The organism is Rhodococcus sp. 15-725-2-2b (assembly GCF_002259075.1).
In the GTDB taxonomy this organism is placed as follows: domain Bacteria; phylum Actinomycetota; class Actinomycetes; order Mycobacteriales; family Mycobacteriaceae; genus Rhodococcoides.
In genome coordinates, this window is sequence record NZ_NPFL01000006.1 from 548599 (window position 1) to 569195 (window position 20597).

The following is a 20597-nucleotide window of genomic DNA, read 5'->3' on the forward strand; positions in this document are numbered from 1 at the left end:
GCAGATGAAATCGAGGGCTGCCCGCACGTTCGATCCCGCCGGGGTCGTCTTCGGTGTTCTCGGACCTCTGGTCGTCGCTGCTCTCGGTCTCGTCCTCGCGTACTTGTGGCAGGACCGTCTGCCGGAGCAGGTCGCCACGCACTTCAGCGGCACCGAACCCGACGACTTCGCCGACCCGCTCTCCAACGCCTGGACCCTCGCCATCGTGATCGTGCTGGTGGGCGGCGGGTGCAGTGCCGTCGCATCACTCGCTCGGGTGCTGCTGATCATGCGTCGCACGATGCTGATCATCGGGCTGACCGTCGTCGGGACCATCGGTGTTCTGCAGATCGCGACCCTCGTCCGTGAACTCGACATGGCCACCGCGCAGAGCGTCACCATCCCCGGTTGGGCCATGGCGGTGGGAACCGTCGCCGGCTTCGCGGCCGGACTGTTCGGCGCATCGCGGCTGCGCGACCACCGCGAGCGCGTTCTCGCCACCTCGCCGCCGCACTCCGATCTGCCGCGGTGCAATCCCGAATTGCCCCTGGTCGTCCATGTCGGCGCCAGTCGAGTCGCCGGCACGACCGTCGCGGCGGTATCTCTGGCAGGCGCTGCTCTGACGTGCTACCTGTCCAGCTCGCTGTGGCCGATCTTCCTGTTCGCCCCGCTGACCATTCTCATCCTGTCTCTGCTGCGCTTCACCGTGCACGTCGACAGCGACGGCCTGTACGTATCGAGTCTGGGAATGGCCGCGTTCGACTACGACATCGACGAGATCACCGGCTCGTCCGTTCGGACAGTGGACCCGTCGAAGGAGTTCGGCGGTTGGGGTCTACGGGCCAAGGGACGCGGCAACTACGCCGTCGCCACCGAAGCCGGGCCCGCGGCCTTCGTCACGTTCGCGAACGGGGACCGGCTCACCATCGGGTCTGCCGACGCGGCGATCATCGCGGGAACCCTCAACACCCTCACCGATCGGACCCGCAGCACCACGATGGATTAAGTTAGCCGAGTGAAGTTGTTGCGGGATACCGTGCTGGATCCCTTCCTGCTGGGCATCTTCGCGGTCGCCGCGCTGGCAAGCCTCTTCCCTGCCACCGGCACGGCGGAGGACGTCCTCGGCTGGATCACGCGCATCGCCATCGCACTGCTGTTCCTCATCTACGGAGCGCGGCTCTCGCCGCGCGACGCCTGGGACGGCGTCAAACACTGGCGGCTGCACTCGGTGATCCTGGCGTGCACGTACCTGCTGTTCCCCGCGCTCGGGCTTGCGCTGCGGATTCTCGCTCCCGGCGTGATCAGTGACGACCTCTACACCGGAATCCTGTTTCTGTGCCTGGTCCCCTCGACCGTCCAGTCCTCGATCGCCTTCACCTCCATCGCCCGCGGCAACGTCGCCGGAGCTGTCGTGAGTGCATCGTTCTCCAACATCATCGGCGTGTTCGTCACCCCACTGCTGGTGATCGCCCTGATGACCACCACGGGTTCCGTGACCATCGACCCCGGCTCGGTACTCGATATCGCTCTTCAACTGCTGCTTCCGTTCGCCGTCGGTCAGCTGATCCGGCCCTGGGTGACCGGATGGCTCACCCGACACAGCGCGCCGACGAAACTCGTCGACCGCGGTTCGATCCTGCTGGTGGTCTTCGCCGCCTTCAGCGAATCGATGAACCAGAACGTGTGGTCGTCGGTAGCGGTGTGGCGCATCGGCGTCGTCGTCGCCGTGTGCGCCGCGTTGCTCGCCCTGGTGCTCACGATCACCTGGTACGGAGGCAAGTTGTTGGGCTTCACGTTCGAGGATCGATTGGTGCTGCTGTTCTGCGGATCCAAGAAGAGTCTGGCCAGCGGGCTACCGATCGCGGCGGTGCTGTTCGTCGGCCAACCCGTCGGACTGATCGTGCTGCCGCTGTTGATCTTCCACCAGATCCAGCTGATGGTGTGCACCGTGATCGCGCAGCATTTCGCGCGACGGCCGGAATCGGAACTGGGCCCCGTGGCCCGCGTCGCGGACTAGATTGAAAACCAGTCGAGAACTCGGGAGAAGACGATGACCAGGAAACTGCACACCGACGGCGTCGTCTCTGCCGCCTACACCGGCCGCCTCGCCACCAATCCCGTACCCGCACTGCGACTTCCCGAGGACCAACTCGATCCGGAAGCCGCATACCGCTACATCCACGACGAACTGATGCTCGACGGCAGCTCGCGCCTGAATCTGGCGACGTTCGTCACCACGTGGATGGATCCGCAGGCCGAGAAGCTCATGGCGGAGACGTTCGACAAGAACATGATCGACAAGGACGAATACCCGTCCACCGCGGCCATCGAAGAGCGCTGCGTCAACATCGTCGCCGATCTGTTCCACGCGCCCGGACTCGACCGAAAGGACCCGTCGTCGGCCACCGGCGTGTCGACCATCGGGTCCAGTGAGGCCGTGATGCTGGCCGGGTTGGCACTCAAGTGGCGCTGGCGAGCCAAGGGCACCGGAACGGCCGCGCCGAATCTGGTGTTGGGCAGCAACGTTCAGGTGGTGTGGGAGAAGTTCTGCCGCTACTTCGACGTCGAGCCCAAGTATCTGTCCGTCGAACGTGGACGCTACGTCATCACCCCCGAGCAGGTTCGGGATGCAGTGGACGAGAACACCATCGGCGTCGTCGCGATTCTCGGCACCACGTTCACCGGAGAACTCGAACCGGTGCAGGAGATCTGCGCGGAACTGGACAGGATCGCGTCGAGCGGAGGCCCGGACGTCCCGGTCCATGTCGATGCGGCCAGCGGCGGCTTCGTCGTTCCGTTTCTCGACCCGGATCTCGAATGGGACTTCCGGCTGCCGCGGGTCAAGTCGATCAATGCCAGCGGCCACAAGTACGGATTGACCTATCCGGGAATCGGATTCGCAGTCTGGCGCACCAAGGAAGATCTTCCCGAGGACCTCGTGTTCCGGGTCAACTATCTCGGCGGAGACATGCCCACCTTCACCCTGAATTTCTCCAGGCCGGGTAATCAGGTGATCGGGCAGTACTACAACTTCCTGCGACTCGGCAGATCCGGATACACCGACATCATGAAAGCACTGCGCGACACGGCCGTTCGTGTGAGCAGGCATCTCGACGAACATCCCGACGTCGAGGTCGTCACCGACGGATCTGCGATCCCGGTGCTGTCGTTCATGCTGAAGGATCACTGCGACTTCACGGTCTTCGACGTCTCCCACGAACTACGCGCCCGTGGATGGCAGGTGCCGGCATACACGATGCCCGACGACGCCACCGACGTCGCAGTTCTCAGAGTCGTTGTCCGAGAGGGTTTCAGCGCGGATCTGGGCAGAATGCTGTGCAGCGCCATCGACGAAGTGATCGACGGACTGAAATCAGGCGGGCACTCGAACGCGAGGGCCTTCTCCCACTGAGTGCCTGCGGCAGTGGTGCGCTTGAGTGCCCTGGGTGGCACCTGACCGCACCACTGCGTAGCACTCAGTTCCGGTCGACGTCGATCGGATGGGATGCCAGCAGCGCCAACGGCATCGGCTGCCGACGCAACACATGGGCCCACAGGTCGATGCGTGGTGGACCGATCACATCGGATGGCAAGGCAGACAACACCATCCAGTCTTCCCGGTCCAGTTCACCTTCGAGCTGGCCGAACGTCCACCCCGAGTACCCGGCGAAGATGCGGACACCTTCGACCAGTGGGGCGATATCGGCAGGATCGGAATCGAGATCGACCATCACCACTCGGCCGTCGACGCGTCGTAGACCGGCAACACCGTCGAGCGACACGCCGGTCCGCAGCGTCGCCAGGCACAGCGCCGAATCGCGCTTGACCGGGCCACCGACGTACAGCGCCTGCGGCTTGGCGGCCAGCTCGGACCAGTTGGGCAACACGTTCTGCACCGCGGTGTCGCTGGGACGGTTGATCACGACACCGAGGCTGCCCGCATCGTTGTGTTCGATGATGTAGATGACGGTGCGCCGAAACGTGGGCTCCACCAGTTCGATGGACGACACCAACAGGCTGCCTGGGCGGACATCGCGCAAGGCCGATGTCGTCTGGTCCTCGGGTTCCTCCGCATGCGATGCCACGCTAGCCATTGTGGCACCGCGCACCCGCCGATGTGGCGCAAGCACCGCGGCCAGTTTCCATGGGTCGTTCCGCGGGCTCCACTCCCGCCTCGGCCCTACCGGAGCCCGGCGATCTCGGTGAGAAGTCCCAACTGATACTCGAACAAGTCGTCCCTGTTGGCGAACGTCGTGGCACCGTACTGATCGAACACGTCGAAGCTGATGGCCCCGAACAGCGACGCCCACACCATGACTCCCAGTGCGATCAGCCCGTCGGGCAGATCCGTCTCCATCTGCGCACGGATGTCCTCGAAGCTTCCGTGCAGTGACGCCAGCTCCGGCGGATCGGCCTCGACGTCCGGTCGACGTGTCTGCCACGCCGAGTGGAGGACGGCCACCAACGTGGTGATCACGCGCGTGCCCGGCCCAGTGGTCTGCTCCGCGGGCGCGTGATAGCCGGGCACCGGGCTGCCGAACAGCAACGCGTAGCGCGCCGGCTCCCGCAGTCCCCACTGTCGAACCGTCCGGCCGAGCGCGAGGAACTTCTCCCTGGGACTGTCCACCGCGTCCACCGCCGCGTCGACAGCGTCCCCGAGCTCGGTGTATCCGTCGACGACGAGCAGGGTCAGCAGCTCGTCGCGGCTGGCGACGTACCGGTAGACGGCGGAGGACACGACGCCGAGGTCCCGGGCGACTGCCCGCAGCGACAGGGCCGCGGCACCGTCGGCGGCCAGGTGCTCGCGTCCGATCCGCGTGATGTCGGCCAAGGTCTGCGCACGGGCTCGGGTGCGGGGGGTGCTCGCCATGGCTCTCACAGTAACTGCCGCTCTTTTTAGAGAGCACTGCTCTTGATTTATTGCCGCCACGGGTGCACACTCGATACATCAGAGAGCACCGCTCTCGTTTATCGAATTGGAGCAGTCATGACCGAACTACACGTCGTCACCGGAGCCGGGCCCGTCGGCTGGACCGTCGCCGAACAACTTGCTGCACAGGGCCACTCGGTGCGCGTCCTCACCCGGTCGGGTAGCGGACCGGATCATCCGATAATCGAACGCCGCGCCGTCGACATCGAAGCCGACGATCTTCGACCCCATCTGAGCGGTGCCACCGCGATCTACCACTGCACCCACGTCGCCTACGAGGACAAGGTGTGGCGGGACAAGCTCGAAGCGATGGAAAAGCGGGTGCTCGACGCGGCCGCGGGCACCGTCGTCGCGTTCCCCGAAAGTCTCTACGCCTACGGCCGGGTCGACGGACCGATCCGCGAGGACTCGCCCCGAGACGCGACGTTCCGGAAATTGGGAGTACGTACCGAACTCCTCGCTGCGCGTGATGCGCACGCGACCCCCACCGTCAGCGTCGCCGCCTCGGATTTCTACGGACCGCGCGTGCTGACCTCCCACATGGGGGAGCGGGTGATTGCGCCCATCCTGGCCGGCAAGCCGATCCGCGTCGTCGCCTCCGCCGATCTACCCCACTCGTTCACCTACGTCCCGGATCTGGCAGCCGCGATGATCACCGCCGCGGCGTCGCCATCGCTGTGGAACACCGTCCTGCATGCCCCGACAGGTCCCGCGGTATCGCAGCGATCCATGATCGAGATGTTCTCCGCTGCAGCTGGACTCACCGCACCCAAGGTCGGCGTCATTCCGGCCTGGGTGATGCGCGCATTGAGGCTGGTGCCCGGCCCGATGAAGGAACTCGGCGACACGCTGTATCAGTTCCGCTACCCCTATGTCCTCGACTCGAGCCGCAGCGAGAGCATCCTGGGGCAGCAGCCCACGTCACTCGTCGACGGTACGGCCGCCACGATGGCGTGGTGGGCCTCGACTCCCGCTGTCTCCGCATGACGCGCGGGGGCTAGAGTCCCGTCGGTGAGCGACGCGTCCTTCCGTACCCGACTGCGCCGGTCCCCGGGAGTCGGCAAGCTGACCACAGTTCGGTTCGCCGGTCAGTTCGGCGACGGGTTGTTCCAGGCCGCGCTCAGCGGTGCCATTCTGTTCAACCCGGAGCGTGCGACGAACCCGGCCGAGATCGCGGCCGGATTCGCGGTGTTGCTCGTCCCGTATTCAGTGGTCGGACCGTTCGCCGGGGCATTGCTAGACCGCTGGGATCGCCGCTCGGTCCTGCTGTGGGCCAACTTGATTCGCATCGTTCTGATCATGGCCACGGCAGGACTGCTGTGCAGTGGGGTCGATTCCACACCACTGCTTCTGCTGGCGTTGGCCACCGTGGGGCTCAGCCGGTTCGTGCTCGCCGGAGCGTCGGCGTCGCTTCCTCACGTGGTTCGGCAGTCGTGGCTGGTGCCGATGAACTCGGTCCTTGCAACCGTCGGCTCCGGTTTCGCCGCCGCGGGTGCCGGCCTGGCTGTCGCGGTGATCGGCATCGTCGGTGCCGGCGATGTCGGCTCGGGGATCGCCGTGGGTCTGGCGGCCACCGGCTCGGTCGCAGGCGCTCTCGCGGCGGCACGGTTTCGGCCCCGATCACTGGGACCGGGAACCCCGAGCCGAACCGACAGTACTGTGAAAGACGTTGCGACAGGATTGAAATCGGGCGCACAGGCCGTCTGGCGCTCGGCCGGCGTCACGACCGCGATGATCGGCATCGGCGCACACCGCATCGTGTTCGGCATCAACACCCTGATCATGGTGTTGATTCTTCGCGAGACGACAGCGAGCAGCTTGCCCGGCGGACTCGCCGGCTTCGGCATAGCCGTGGGTGCCACCGCCACCGGCATGTTCCTCGCTGCTGTCATAACCCCCTTCGTCGTTCCCCGGTTGGGGCGCACCCGCACGATTGCCTCCGCTCTCGTGCTCGCCATCGCGGCGCAGCTCGGAGCCGTCTCCGCCCTGACACAGACCAGCTTGCTGATAGGAGCCTTCCTCCTGGGCATCGCCGGGCAGACCGTCAAGCTCAGCGGGGACGCCGCCATGCAGATCGAGATCGACGACGCCCACCGCGGACGCGTCTTCGCGTTGCAGGACACCGTGTTCAACGTGGCATTCGTCTCTGCCCTCGCCGCTGCGGCCTTCGCCGTCGGCCCTGACACGACCGATCTGAGCCAGGACCCCAGTGCACACGCGCTGGTGTTCGTCGGGGCGGCAATCTATACCCTCGGCCTGGCCGCAGCGGTGATCGACACCAGGCGCGCACGCCTCTGACGTGGTGTATCTTCTCGTACCGGACCGATGAGTATCGTCGGAGATCACGGGGGCAACACATGCAGGGCCGTACGACATCGCTCGGCTGCATACTGGCAGTCGCTGCAGGTACGGCCGTCCTTGCTGCGCCGCCGGCGTTCGCGGCCCCGCCTCCGCCGGTGAACTCCTGTGGAGAAACCGGTTTCGACCCCAGGGACTACCCACCCGAGCCCATCGGACCCGGCAATCCACCGCAGTTGCCGCCGTTGCCGGACCGCGTGGTGATCCCCGTGCCGTACCCGTCGATCGAACTCGTGCCGGTGCCCGACCCGGCCCCGAACAACACCCGCGTACAGGCCGATGTGCTGACCGACCCGTGTGCGGACCCGTGCCCCGATCTCACCGACGACACCGATTCACCGGCATCGGGCTCCGCAGACCATCTGCCGTTCCCCCGCATCGAGATCGACCCGCAACCCGAAACCATTCCCATCCCGATCCCCGGTCCCGGCGGTACCCCGGGAACCCCGCCGCCCGCTCCTGCCGTCACCCCAGCAGAGCCCGGACCGACGACGATGCCACCCGCGGCACCTGCCGTCGGACACGTCGAGGTCGTCTCGCAGGTGACCGGACCGGGATCGGAGAACCGCACCGACAAGCGCTGGCAGGTCGACGGCACCGATCTCGGCATCATGTGGGAGAGCAAGCCCGGCGAGATCGCAGTGGCATTCGGCGATTCGTTCGGCAAAGGGTGGGAATTCGGCGTCGTCGGCGGCGACGACTGGCGATCCAACGCACTGGGACACAGCACCGACACCGACCTGTCCGACGGCATGACCCTGGACTCGATGGTGCAGGACTCGCGTTGCCACGCAGCCGAACTTCTGCCCTCGCGCAAGATCGAGAATTGGGAGACCACGGTCATCCCCACCTCCGGGTTCGCGATCGACGATCGACAGTACATGTCCTACATGTCCATTCGACGCTGGAGCACGATCCCCGGCATGTGGTGGACCAACTACGGCGGTATCGCCTACTCGGACGACAACGGGTCCACCTGGGTCAAGGACGAGCATGCCAAGTGGGACAACGTCTTCGGCTTCTCGAAGTTCCAGGTGTCGACGATGGTCCCGGCGGGGGAGTACGTGTACATGTTCGGCACCGTCAACGGTCGCGTCGGACAGGTGGGGCTCGCGCGCGTCCCGAAGGCGGACGTGCTGAACAAGACGGCCTACCAGTACTGGGTGAACGGCACCTGGGCTCCCGTCGGCTCGAACGAGGCCACCCCCATCGCCGACGGTATGGCCGGGGAACTGTCGGTCCATCACGACGAGGCCCGGGACCTCTGGCGGATGACGTATCTCGATCCACTGCGCGGCGATATCGTTCTGCGCGAGGCGAATTCGCCGCAGGGGCAGTGGACCGCGCCGGCGACCCTGATCGACACCGCCGAGTACCCGAAGACCTACGGCGGCTTCGTTCACCCGTGGTCGACGGCGGACGAGCTGTACTTCACCGTCTCGGAGTGGGACAGCTACAACGTCTATCTGGTCAAGGCCGAGCTGCGCTCGTCGTGAGCGGAAATTCGTAGTGGGCTAAGAACTTTCGCGCACGTGCGCGGGACGCGCCTAGTGGGTGGGCCACCACTCGAGCAACGCGGCCTCGGCCTCCTCGCGAGAGAGCGGTCCCCGATCCAGGCGCAGTTCTTTCAGGTACTTCCAGGCCTTGCCCACATCGGGTCCGGCCGGGATGTTCAGCAGCTCCATGATCGCGTTGCCGTCGAGGTCGGGCCGCACCCGAGCCAGGTCCTCCTGTTCGGCGATGCGGGCGATGCGTTCTTCCAGGTCGTCGTAGGTGGCCTGGAGTGCCGCAGCTCGTCGCTTGTTTCTCGTCGTCGAATCGGCGCGAACCAGCTTGTGCAGCTTGGGAAGTAGCTCGCCGGCATCGGTGGCGTAGCGGCGGACGGCAGAGTCGGTCCACTGACCCTTGCCGTAGCCGTGGAACCGCAGATGCAGGAACACCAGATGCGAGACGTCCTCGATCATCTTCTTCGAGTACTTCAAGGCGCGCATACGCTTTCGCACCAGCTTGGCACCCACGACCTCGTGGTGGTGGAAGCTGACTCCGCCGCCCGGCTCGTTGCGTTTGGTGTCGGGCTTGCCGATGTCGTGCAGCAGTGCAGCCCAACGCAATACGAGATCCGGATCGCCGTCCTCCAGATCGATCGCCTGCTTCAGCACGGTCAACGAGTGCGAGTACACGTCCTTGTGCTGGTGGTGCTCGTCGATCTCGAGCTTCATGTTGGGCACCTCGGGAAGGATGCGCTGCGCCAGACCCGTCTCGCACATCACGTCGATGCCGTCGATCGGGTGCGCGCCGAGGATCAGCTTGTCCAGCTCCACCTGGATTCGCTCGGCGGTGATGCGATCGATCTGATCCGCCATGTCCTCGATGGCTCGGTGCACCCGAGGCATCAGCGAGAAGCCCAGCTGGGAGACGAACCGCGCAGCCCGCAGCATCCGCAACGGATCGTCGCCGAACGAGACCTCCGGTGCCGACGGGGTATCGAGAACGCCCTCGAGCAGCGCATCCATCCCGCCGAGCGGATCGACGAATTCCTGGGCGCCGTCGGCTCCGAGACGCACCGCCATGGCGTTGACGGTGAAATCGCGGCGCACGAGATCCTCTTCGAGGCTGTTGCCGTACTGCACCTCGGGATTACGGGAGACCTGATCGTAGGAGTCGGTGCGATAGGTGGTGATCTCGATCGTCTGGCCGTCCTTGGCCGCACTGATCGTCCCGAACGCGATGCCGGTGTCCCACTGATGGTCCGCCCAGCCCGACAGCAACGCCTGAACGTTCTCGGGCCTGGCGTCGGTGGTGAAATCCAGATCGGTTCCGAGTCGGCCGAGAACTGCGTCGCGCACCGTGCCACCCACGAGGTACAGCTCGTGCCCGGCTGCGGCGAACAAGGTACCGAGCGGAGTCAACACCGGAGCGAGTTCGCGCAGCGTCACAGCAGCTCCCGCCAGCAACCTCTCCCGGCGGGCATCGGTGTGCTCGGCGGAAACGGAGGACAGGGACTGATCGGCCACGGTGGAAGAGCCTACTTGCGCCGAGCCCAACGATTGTCCCGGCCTTCACCGCGCGGTGCGGCACGGTAGAAGAGTGCGCACAGGCAACTAGTATGGATTGGGTGTCTGCTGCCGAACGTGCGAACAGGAGCCGCCGCAACCCGCGGCGGCGTCAGGCACGCGCCGACACCGAAGCACCCAAGCTGAGGACCGTCCGCGAAACCTCGGCAGGGGGCCTGGTGGTCGACGGCCTCGACGGGCCGCCCGCCAAACGCTGCGCCGCCCTGATCGGCCGCACCGACCGTCGCGGACGCCTCCTCTGGTCCCTGCCCAAGGGACACATCGAGCAGGGCGAAACGGCCGAACAGACCGCCATGCGCGAGGTCGCCGAGGAAACCGGCATCCGCGGTACCGTCCTGGCCTCGCTGGGCAGCATCGACTACTGGTTCGTCACCGAGGGCCGACGCGTCCACAAGACCGTCCACCACTACCTGCTCCGATTCCTGGGCGGCGAACTCTCGGACGAGGACCTCGAAGTGACCGAGGTCGCGTGGGTTCCGCTGACCGAACTACCGTCCAGGCTCGCCTACGCCGACGAACGCAAACTCGCCGCCATCGCCACCCGCCTGATCGACGACATGAGCAGCGGCAACTCGGGCGCATCCATCCCCGGCGGGAAGTGATCGTGCGGGCCCGGAAGGTCGCTGCCGCCGCATTGACCACGTTCGTTCTCGCGGTGGCACCGTCGGTCGGCACCGCGGCACTGATTTCGGCACAACTTCCCGACGCCGGAGCTCAACCCGACTCCTCCGTCGGCGATACGAGCGGTACCACCAGCGCCGTTCCGGACACCCCGATGACGCAGGACGGCAACCCCTTCCTGACGCTGAGTATCGAAACCGTCGCCCCCTCCACCGTCACCACCAGCAGCGATCCGTTCGTCACGGTGCGCGCCACCGTGAAGAACACCGGGGACCGCCGCGTCGACGACGTCAGTGTCCGGATGCAGGCCGCGGACGCCGTCGACACCACGGCCGGACTGCGGACCTCGCTGACCCTCGACCAGGACCGATTCGAGCGCGTCGGCGATTTCGTCACCGTGGCCGAGTCGCTGGAGAAGGACGAGAGCCGCCAGTTCGACATGTCGATGCAGCTGCGCAGCACCACCGAACCCTCCTTGGGAATCGAGGCCCCTGGCGTCTATCCGCTTCTGCTCAACGTCAACGGCACTCCCGAATACGGCGGAACCGCACGACTCGACGACGCCCGCTTTCTGCTCCCGGTCGTCGGACTGCCCCGCAACCCCGGTGAGATGGACCCCACCGCTCCCGACGCGATGCCACTGCCTCCCAACACCCGCAACCCCGTCGCCATGACGGTTCTGTGGCCGCTGGCCGACATTCCGCGACTCGCTGCCGGGATACCCGGTTCGGTCGACGAGCGCGTTCGGCTGATCGACGACGAACTCGCCGGCGAGCTGGCCACCGGTGGCCGACTCGACACCCTCCTCAAGGCGGTCGAGTTCGCGACACAACCCGGCCTCGATCCCGACGGCCGACTGGCGTCGAGCCTGTGTATCGGCCTCGACCCCGACCTGCTCGTCACCGTCTCGAACATGACCCGCGGTTACCTCGTCGTCGACAACCCGGCCGATCCTGCCGGCACGACCCGCGAGGGCACCGGAAGCGCAGCCGCAGCTCAGTGGCTGTCCCGACTGGAAACGATCGCATCGAGCACCTGCGTGACGGCAATGCCGTTCGCCCAGACCGATCTGGGGGCGGTGGCCGACATCGGCGATCCCACGCTGCTCAGCAGTGCCGTCAGCGCCCCGGCCGACATCGTCGACGGCATCCTCGGCATCACCTCGACACGCGGCTTCACCTGGAGCACCACCGGTGGGGTCGACGCGAACACCGCCGACGCCCTGCGTGCGGCGGGCACCGGAACCGTCCTGGTCGCCGACAACAGCATCAGCCCGCCGACTTCGGCACCGACCTCCCTGCTGGCGACGACCGACAGTGCATCGACCGGAACCGAGCAGACCCAACCGCTGGCCGCCACCCACTACGACGCCGCCACCGCAGCGGCATTGGCCGGGGTCGGAGCCTCGCCGTCCACGCCTGCCCTCACTCCCTCCGAGCAACGCTTCGACCTCGCCACGGACTCGCGCACCGCACGCCTGCAGGACGCGCTCGGAGCCGTCAACTTCCACGCCCTCGTCGGTGCCGATCGGCCCGGACGCACCGTCACCGTCGCGCCCCCGCAGTACTGGACCGCGGGCGGAGACGAACCGTCGGCGATTCTGTCGACGGTGTCCTCGCTGCTGCGGTCCGGACTGGCGACGCCGCGGCCTCTGGCCGAGTTGCTCACCGAGCCCACGACCGGAACTCCGGTGACCGGCATCGACGCGGCCACCGAACTCGATGCCGGCACCATCGACCTGGTGCGATCGCAGAGCGCCCGAGTCGACACCCTGATGCAATCGCTCGTCGAGGATCCGCAGTCGGCGCTGACTCCACGCCTGTACACCGCTCCGCTGCGCGAGGACATGCTCCGCGCGCTGTCGACGGCAGGTCGCGCGAGCGCCGCCAGCGAACGAACCGGCACCATGGCGCGCGACCGACTCGCGGCAATCCGCATCGGACTGGACACCATCTACGGATCGGTGACCGTGCTGGCCCCCGGCGGCGTCTACACCCTCGCCTCGGAACAGAGCCCGCTGCTGCTCGTCGCCCGCAACGACCTCCCCGTCCCGGTCAACGTGCTGCTCCAGGTCGACGCACCACCGGAGATGACGATCAGTGACGTCGGCGTCACCCAACTTCCGGCCCGGGGATCACGGACCATCACCGTCCCGGCCGAGGTCGACGACACGCGCAACCTGTCCGTCGACTTCTCCGTCACCACACTCGACGGCTCCCGGCTCGGCGAAGTGTCTACGGTGTCCGTGCGATCGAACGCATACGGCCAGGCACTGGCGATAATTACCGCCTGCGCCGGAGCTCTCCTACTGTTACTTGCAGGTCGACGCCTCTGGCATCGATTCAGAGGTCAACCAGACCCGGCCGACGAAGGGTACGAGAGACCATGACTGGCAACGTCCCGTACGACGGCGACCTGCCGCGGTCACGCCTGCCCGCGTCGCAGGTGTTCCGACGAACGACGCCACCGCAGTCCGCGCCCTGGGAACGGCAGGCGCGGCCGGAGCTGCGCTCGTACCCGGCACCGCCGCCGCTCGACGGGCAGCCCGCCGCCGACGACACCGTCACCCAACTCATCCCGCGCTTCCGCGAGGAGGATTACCCGCAGGCACCCTCCGGAACGGTCCCGCCGACAGAGCTTCCGCCGAAGGGGTCCGACTCGGCACCGCAACCCGAGCCGAAACCGCAGAAGTCACTGCTGGCTGCGTCGGGTTCGATCGCGGTGGCGACCCTGGTCAGCCGCATCACCGGATTCGCCAAGCAGGTCGCCATGACGGCCACCCTCGGCCCAGCGCTGGCCAGTGCGTTCACCGTCTCGACGATCCTGCCGAACATGATCTCCGAGCTGGTCCTCGGTGCGGTGCTCGGAGCGATCGTCGTTCCGGTGTTGGTCCGCGCCGAGCAGGAGGACGCCGACGGCGGGCGAGCATTCGTTCGACGGCTGTTCACCATCGCGGTGGCGCTGCTCGGAACCGTGGCGCTGGCCGCAACGATCGCGGCCCCGCTGCTGGCGCGGCTGATGCTCGACGGCGATCCGAAGGTCAACGAAGACCTGACCATCGCGTTCACCTACCTGGTGTTGCCCGCGCTGATGTTCTACGGATTGTCCGGCCTGCTCACGGCGGTGCTCAACACCCGGCAGAACTTCAAGCCCGGGGCCTGGGCACCGGTGTACAACAACCTGATCGTGCTCGGCGTCTTCGCGCTGTACTTCTTCATGCCGGGCGAGATCAGCGTGAACCCGGTCGAGATGGGCAACCCCAAACTCCTCGTTCTCGGCCTCGGAGTCACTGCCGGTGTCATCACCCAGGTCGTCGCGCTGATCCCGGCACTGCGCCGTGAACGCATCGACCTGCGCCCGCTCTGGGGATTCGACGAGCGCCTGAAGAAGTTCGGCGCGATGGCCGCCGCGATCGTGCTCTACGTCGTCATCAGCCAGATCGGGCTGATCGTGGCCACCAGGATCGCGTCGGGCACCGACGACGCGAGCAACGTGATCTACTCGCAGGCCTGGATCGTCCTGCAGCTGCCTTACGGCATCCTCGGCGTGACGGTTCTGACGGCCATCATGCCCAGACTCAGCCGCAACGCCGCCAACGGTGACACCCCGTCCGTCGTCGACGACCTCTCGGTCGCCACCCGCCTGACGATGGTCGCGCTGGTGCCCATCGTGGTGTTCCTGACCTTCGCGGGCCCGTGGGTGGGCGAGGCGCTGTACGGCTTCGGCCGGTTCGCCGATGTCGCACCCCGACTCGGCGAGGCCGTGAGCTGGTCGGCGTTCTCCCTCATCCCGTACGCCCTCGTCCTGATCCATCTCCGCGTGTTCTACGCCCGCGAGAAGGCCTGGACGCCGACGTGGATCATCCTCGGCATCACCGCCGTCAAGATCGGACTGTCTCTGCTCGCCCCGATCGTCGCGTCCGACCCGGATCAGGTGGTGCTGCTCCTCGGCGCAGCGACCGGCCTCGGGTACACGGTCGGCGCGATCATCGGCGGATACCTGCTACACAAGAGCCTGGGCCGCCTGCGGATGGCCAACGTCGGCAAGACGGTCTGGCTGGTCCTCATCGCCTCACTGGCCGGCGGTGCGGCCATGCTCGCGATCGACCGGATCCTGGGTCTCGACGCCATGACGAACGGCTGGATCGGCAACTTCGTCCGCGTCGCGATCGACGCCGTCATCATGCTCGGCATCACCTTCTCGATACTCTGGTTCGGCAAGATTCCCGAAGTCCTGGCAGTCACCGTGGCCCTGAGCCGCGTCGTTCGGAAATTCCGCGGCACAACCGCTCGGACGGACACCGATCCGGCCGCCGCAGAAACCGGCGTGATTCCGGTTATTCGAACCGAGCCCACATGGGACACTGCGCGGGATCGGCTCCCGTACCCTGGTCATCGGCACCCGGGGGCAGAAGCCAACGCAGGTCGACCTTTTGCAGGACAACACGGGGCATATTCGCCTGAAGGAGTGACAGTGACCGACGACGAAGTTGCTGGGGGGCCGGCACAATCTCCAGCAAGCGAAGCCGACCGAACGAGCGGCGGCGGCGTCGAGGTCGACACCCAGGACCGCACCGAACCCGTGAAGGCCGACGCTGCCTCGCCATCGAAGAGTGCGAAGCCCGCCGAGACACCGAAGCCGGCCGAGCCGAAGGCTGCACCCGAAGCGAAGAAGTCGGCCGCAGCTCCCGAGCCGGACGCAGAGAAGGCAGCCGACAAGCCTGCCCCGAAGCCGGCCGACAAGACGGTCTCCATCTCCAAGGCCGCTCTCGCGGCCCGTCCGACCGACAAGACCATCTCCATCTCGAAGGCCGATCTCCCGGTCGAAGCCGACAGCGACAAGAAGGCCACACGGGAGTCGAAGCCTGCGGCCGACGCTGATTCCACGACGGATGCGGATTCCGAGAAGACCGAAGCGGCACCGGCCACACCCGACGCCTCCGACTCGAACAGCACCGACGAGGGTGCCACTGCAGCAGCCCCGGCGAGCGCTCCCGAGCGCACGCTCCGCGGCCCGACGCTCATTCCCGGTGCCTCCGTTGCCGGTGGCCGCTACCGACTGCTGGCACCCCACGGCGGAGCACGTGGACTCAAGTTCTGGCAGGCACACGACGTCAAGCTCGATCGCGAGGTCGCCTTGACGTTCGTCGACGCCGATCAGCAATCGACCGCCTCGACCGACGACCGCACGCAGGGACCGCAAGCGATTCTCTCGCGCACGCTGCGTCTGGGTCGGATCAATTCGCCCGGCCTCGCCCGCGTGCTCGACGTGGTACGCGGCAGCTCCGGCGGCATCGTCGTTGCGGAGTGGACTCCCGGCCGCTCACTGCGTGAGATGGCCGACACCGTGCCCTCACCGACCGGCGCTGCGCGTGCGATCAAGGTCCTCGCCGCAGCGGCCGAGGCAGCGCACCGCAGCGGAGGCGCCCTGTCGATCGACCACCCCGATCGGGTGCGTATCAGCTCGAGCGGCAACGCCGTCCTCGCATTCCCCGCGACACTGGCCGACGCCGACCCGAGTTCGGACGTCCGCGGACTCGGCGCGATGCTCTACGCCCTGATCACCGCCAAATGGCCGCTGTCCGACACCACCGGCGATGCCGTCGTGTCCGGTGATGCAGCTCCGGCACGCAGCGTCGGTGGCATGCGTCCGGCCGACCGTGACGACAAGGGTGCCCCGCTCGAGCCGAGGCAGGTTCGTCCGGACGTTCCGTTCGAGATCTCCGCCGTCGCCGTGCGGGCATTGGAACAGAACAGCGGCATCAGGACCGCTGCCACCGTGCAGCACGTTCTCGATCAAGCAGCAGTGGTCAACGACAAGACGGATCTGATGCCGGCGCTGCGACTGGGCCAACGAGCGCCAGGTGCCAGTGGGCACTCGCTCGCCGATCCCGAGGAGATCGCTGCCGAGAAGGCCAAGTCGATGCGCACCAACATCGCCATCGCGGTACTCGGTGCCCTGACGGTGGTGGTTCTCGCATTCGCCGGCTTCTGGCTGTTCACCTCGATTGCCGGCAACGACACCGACACTCCGCTCGACACCCAGGACTTCGGTCTCACCACTCCTGCCACGGCACCACCGGCGGGCGATGCGGCCGCTGCGCCGCCGGCCGAGACCGGTGGACCCGTGGCGATGGAGGACGTCAGCGTGTTCTCACCTCAGGGTTCCGCCGACAACCCCAGCACCGCGTCCAACGCGATCGACAACGACCCCACCACAGCGTGGACGACCGACTCGTACTTCCAGCAGTTCCCGGCCCTCAAGAACGGCGTCGGGCTGCTCGTGTCCATTCCGTCCTCGACGCTGCAGAACGCGTGGATCGAGTCGACATCTCCCGGAACTGTCGTCGAGATCCGGTCGGCCCCGAACGGCTCGCCCAGTCTCAGCGACACCACGCTCCTCGGTGAAGCCACACTGCAGAACGGCCGCACCGACATCGCCCTGAGCGACGCGGAGCCGACCGGGAACGTGCTCGTCTGGATCACCCGACTCGGCGAGCAGGGCGGCCGCATCGCCACCTCGATCTCCGGGATCGGTTTCGACTCCTAAATCGGGCTTTCGGTAGCCGATACCGACTTGTTTCGTACTTCGCGGTCTCGATGGCTTAGGCTCCCCCCAATGCGTTAACACGGGGGGAGCCGTTTTCGTATGACCGAACGTTTCGATTCGGCGCCAGGGGAGCGCACGGATGCGGAGCTTCTTGCTGCCCATGCGGCCGGGGAGCCGAATGCCTTCGCCACGCTGATCTACCGACATCACGAACATCTGTGGCTGACGGCTCGACGCACCAGCTACACGCCCGAGGACGCCTCCGATGCTCTGCAGGAGGCACTGCTCTCCGCTCACCGCACGGCCGGGTCGTTTCGCGCCGACGCCGCGGTGCGAAGTTGGTTACACAAGATCGTCGTCAATGCCTGCCTGGACCGCATCCGAAGAAACAGGGCTCGGCCGTCGGTTCCGTTGAGCGAGAACGAAAGTCACGAGCCCGTTTCGCCCAGGGACCGGATCTCCGAGACGGAGACGAGCATTCTCGTTCGACAGGCTCTGATGACGTTGCCGCCCGACCAACGCGCAGCCGTCGTCATCGTGGACATGGAGGGCTATTCGGTGGCCGACGCTGCCGTGTTGCTCGGTGTTCCCACCGGTACCGTCAAGAGTCGATGCGCCCGCGGCCGGCTCAAACTCTCGACACAGCTCGCGTATCTGAAAGATGCAGGGAACCGAATCTGACCCTCTCGCGTCTATACCGTGTGAGAGGGAAAGCAGATTCGGCGGAGGGAGGCAGGAACGTGTCGTCGAGCACCGACGCTCCACAAGCCCCGTTCTCGCCGGAACTGCTCGCCGATCTGCATGCGGATGCACTTCCCGAGGACGTCAGCAGACGACTGTGGCCACTGGTTCGTCTCGACGAGGATTCGATGCGGATCCTCGCCGGTCTCGACGCCGTCTCGGCTCGACTCCACGAGATGGGCGAGGACCCCACCGGAACGTTGTCGATCCCGCCCGAGGTCGCCCGGCAGATCGACCGCACTGTCCAGACGGTCGAGCGATCGGCATCCGCGCCGGAGGTCGTCGTTCCGCTCCGTCCCCGAGGACGACGTGTCGTCCTCGGAACTGCCGCTGCCGCAGCACTTCTGGTGGCCGGGTCGGTTGCCGTCGTGGCACTGTTGTACACCCCGAACGAACCCGAATCGATCGCCGCCGACCCGTCGCAGCCTCCGGATTCGTCTCTGGTGCTCGATTCCGCCGACCTCGATTCCGGTTTCGCCTTCAGCATCATCGGCAAGCGCGATCCCGGAGCGCTCGCCGATCCGGCCGATCTTGCTGCCTGCCTTCGGTCCAACGATGTGGATCCGGCCACCACCGTTCTCGGCTCGAGTCGAGTGCGCGTCGACGGCCGAGACGGAACCCTGCTCGTCCTCGCCGGAGCACAGCCCTCACAGTTCATCGCCCTCGCGGTGGGCAACGACTGCGGCACCGCCAACCCCGACGTGCTCACGCGTCGCGATATCGGCTGACGGATCTCTCACCGGGGAACAACTGCCTCTAGGGTGGTGTTGACCAGATGTACGTCGAGAGCCGTGTGCGCTGAGCACTCGCTTGTCGACGACACGTACACGCCGCACAAGATCGGAAGGTCTGCATTGAGTACCCCCAAGGTTCACGATCTCATCATCGTCGGCTCGGGACCGGCCGGTTACACCGCCGGCGTCTACGCCGCACGCGCGGAACTGGAACCGATCCTGTTCGAGGGAACGCAGTTCGGTGGTGCGCTGATGACCACGACCGAGGTCGAGAATTTCCCCGGGTTCCGCGAGGGCATCATGGGCCCCGATCTGATGGAACAGATGCGCGAGCAAGCGCAGCGATTCGGTGCCGACATCCGAACCGAGGATGTCGAGGAGCTCGACCTGACCGGCCCGATCAAGACCGTCTCTGCCGGCGGCGAGACCTACCGGGCTCGCGCGATCATCCTCGCGATGGGCGCAGCAGCTCGCTACCTGTCCATCCCCGGCGAGGAGAAGCTGCTCGGACGCGGTGTCAGCGCCTGCGCCACCTGTGACGGCTTCTTCTTCCGCGATCAGGACATCGCCGTCATCGGTGGTGGCGACTCGGCCATGGAGGAAGCGACCTTCCTCACCCGCTTCGCACGCAGTGTCACCATCGTGCACCGCCGCAGCGAGTTCCGGGCGTCGCGCATCATGCTCGAGCGCGCCAAGAACAACGACAAGATCCGCTTCCTGACCGACACCAAGGTGCTCGAGGTCCTCGGCGACACGAGCGTGACCGGACTGTCGCTCGAACACGCCGATACCGGCGAGAAGACCACCCTGGACGTGACCGGAATGTTCGTGGCGATCGGTCACGATCCCCGCAACGAATTGGTCAAGGGCCAGGTCGAGCTCGACGACGCCGGCTACGTCAAGGTCGCGTCGCCCACTTCGGCCACGTCCGTCGAAGGCGTGTTCGCTGCCGGAGACCTCGTCGATCACGTGTACCAGCAGGCCATCACCGCTGCGGGTACGGGCTGCACCGCGTCGATCGACGCCGAGCGTTGGTTGGCCGAGCAGGGCGATATCACCACCAACACACTCGAACACGCCGACCAACCGGTCGACGCCGTCAACGCCTGACAGGCACCGAGCTTCCAATATCGAGGAGATAGATATGTCCGACGACAAGAGCACTGTCACCATCACCGACGCATCGTTCGTCGACGATGTTCTGACCAGTGAGAAGCCCGTCCTGGTCGACTTCTGGGCCACCTGGTGCGGCCCGTGCAAGATGGTCGCCCCGGTTCTCGAGGAGATCGCGGCCGAGCACAAGGACAAGCTCACCATCGCCAAGCTCGACATCGATGCCAACCCGCAGGCCGCCCGCGACTTCAAGGTCATGTCGATTCCGACGCTGATCCTCTTCCAGGGCGGCAAGCCGGTCAAGCAAATTGTCGGCGCAAAGGGCAAGGCCGCGCTGCTCAAGGACCTCGAAGGCGTTATCTGACTCACCCGCACACCGTGTGGATTGCAGCGGAAGCCAGTCTTTCTGCGACAATCATCTGATGTGCCGATGCTTCGGCATCGGCACATCGGCCGCGAGGTGCGAGTGCCGTCGGAACGATCGAGAGGCTTTGTCGA

16 protein-coding genes are annotated in these 20597 nt (G+C 66.3%); 13 read left to right on the top strand and 3 right to left on the bottom strand.

Features of this window, described 5'->3' with window-relative positions:
• Positions 1–4: 4 nt before the first annotated feature.
• Genes CH306_RS08410 through CH306_RS08420 form a run of 3 tightly spaced genes read left to right on the top strand, consistent with a single transcriptional unit; the run spans position 5 to position 3391 of the window.
• Positions 5–985, top strand: a complete 981-nt coding sequence (locus CH306_RS08410; RefSeq protein WP_094646242.1) for a DUF1648 domain-containing protein — start codon at positions 5–7, stop codon at positions 983–985.
• Positions 986–994: 9 nt separating this feature from the next.
• Positions 995–1996 carry a bile acid:sodium symporter family protein gene (locus CH306_RS08415; protein ID WP_094646243.1) on the top strand — a complete coding sequence of 334 codons (1002 nt, stop codon included), beginning with the start codon at positions 995–997 and terminating at the stop codon, positions 1994–1996.
• A 33-nt stretch (positions 1997–2029) separates the two neighbouring features.
• Positions 2030–3391, top strand: a complete 1362-nt coding sequence (locus CH306_RS08420; RefSeq protein ID WP_094646244.1) for a glutamate decarboxylase — start codon at positions 2030–2032, stop codon at positions 3389–3391.
• A gap of 64 nt (positions 3392–3455) precedes the next feature.
• On the opposite strand, the gene CH306_RS08425 is transcribed toward CH306_RS08420, so the two are convergent.
• Positions 3456–4073 (bottom strand): YqgE/AlgH family protein, encoded by a 618-nt coding sequence (locus CH306_RS08425; RefSeq protein WP_032396966.1) that lies wholly within the window; start codon positions 4071–4073, stop codon positions 3456–3458.
• Between the two features lie 86 nt (positions 4074–4159).
• Complete coding sequence (locus CH306_RS08430) at positions 4160–4849, bottom strand: TetR/AcrR family transcriptional regulator (RefSeq protein ID WP_045197748.1); 690 nt, start codon at positions 4847–4849, stop codon at positions 4160–4162.
• Between the two features lie 117 nt (positions 4850–4966).
• On the opposite strand from CH306_RS08430, the gene CH306_RS08435 reads away from it, so the two are divergent.
• From CH306_RS08435 to CH306_RS08445, 3 genes are read left to right on the top strand one after another with little or no spacing between them, the layout of a single operon-like run.
• Positions 4967–5896 carry an NAD-dependent epimerase/dehydratase family protein gene (locus CH306_RS08435; RefSeq protein WP_094646245.1) on the top strand — a complete coding sequence of 310 codons (930 nt, stop codon included), beginning with the start codon at positions 4967–4969 and terminating at the stop codon, positions 5894–5896.
• Between the two features lie 24 nt (positions 5897–5920).
• A complete protein-coding gene (locus tag CH306_RS08440; RefSeq protein WP_094646246.1) occupies positions 5921–7207 on the top strand; it encodes an MFS transporter in 1287 nt (428 codons plus the stop codon).
• Positions 7208–7266: 59 nt separating this feature from the next.
• A complete protein-coding gene (locus tag CH306_RS08445; protein ID WP_094646247.1) occupies positions 7267–8763 on the top strand; it encodes a DUF4185 domain-containing protein in 1497 nt (498 codons plus the stop codon).
• 51 nt (positions 8764–8814) lie between these two features.
• On the opposite strand, the gene CH306_RS08450 is transcribed toward CH306_RS08445, so the two are convergent.
• Positions 8815–10281, bottom strand: a complete 1467-nt coding sequence (locus CH306_RS08450) for a CCA tRNA nucleotidyltransferase (RefSeq protein WP_045197755.1) — start codon at positions 10279–10281, stop codon at positions 8815–8817.
• Between the two features lie 101 nt (positions 10282–10382).
• On the opposite strand from CH306_RS08450, the gene CH306_RS08455 reads away from it, so the two are divergent.
• The 7 genes from CH306_RS08455 (at position 10383) to trxA (ending at position 20463) form a co-directional block, all read left to right on the top strand.
• On the top strand, positions 10383–10943 hold the full coding sequence (locus CH306_RS08455) for an NUDIX hydrolase (protein ID WP_045200652.1): 561 nt from the start codon (positions 10383–10385) through the stop codon (positions 10941–10943).
• Between the two features lie 2 nt (positions 10944–10945).
• Positions 10946–13351: a glycoprotein gene (locus tag CH306_RS08460; protein ID WP_094646442.1), complete on the top strand. Its 2406-nt coding sequence runs from the start codon at positions 10946–10948 to the stop codon at positions 13349–13351.
• Positions 13348–17511, top strand: coding sequence for a lipid II flippase MurJ (locus tag CH306_RS08465; protein ID WP_179272806.1), 4164 nt, complete (start codon positions 13348–13350; stop codon positions 17509–17511). Before CH306_RS08460 ends, CH306_RS08465 begins: the two co-directional genes overlap by 4 nt.
• 99 nt (positions 17512–17610) lie before the next feature.
• Positions 17611–18192: an RNA polymerase sigma factor SigM gene (gene sigM / locus CH306_RS08470; protein WP_094629019.1), complete on the top strand. Its 582-nt coding sequence runs from the start codon at positions 17611–17613 to the stop codon at positions 18190–18192.
• Between the two features lie 59 nt (positions 18193–18251).
• Entirely contained in the window at positions 18252–18980 is a 729-nt protein-coding gene (locus CH306_RS08475) for a hypothetical protein (protein ID WP_094646248.1), read from the top strand.
• A 126-nt stretch (positions 18981–19106) separates the two neighbouring features.
• The gene (gene trxB, locus CH306_RS08480; protein ID WP_032397344.1) at positions 19107–20096 is read left to right on the top strand and encodes a thioredoxin-disulfide reductase; all 990 of its coding nucleotides are present in this window, start codon (positions 19107–19109) and stop codon (positions 20094–20096) included.
• 34 nt (positions 20097–20130) lie between these two features.
• Complete coding sequence (trxA, locus tag CH306_RS08485) at positions 20131–20463, top strand: thioredoxin (protein ID WP_008711582.1); 333 nt, start codon at positions 20131–20133, stop codon at positions 20461–20463.
• Positions 20464–20597 lie beyond the last annotated feature (134 nt).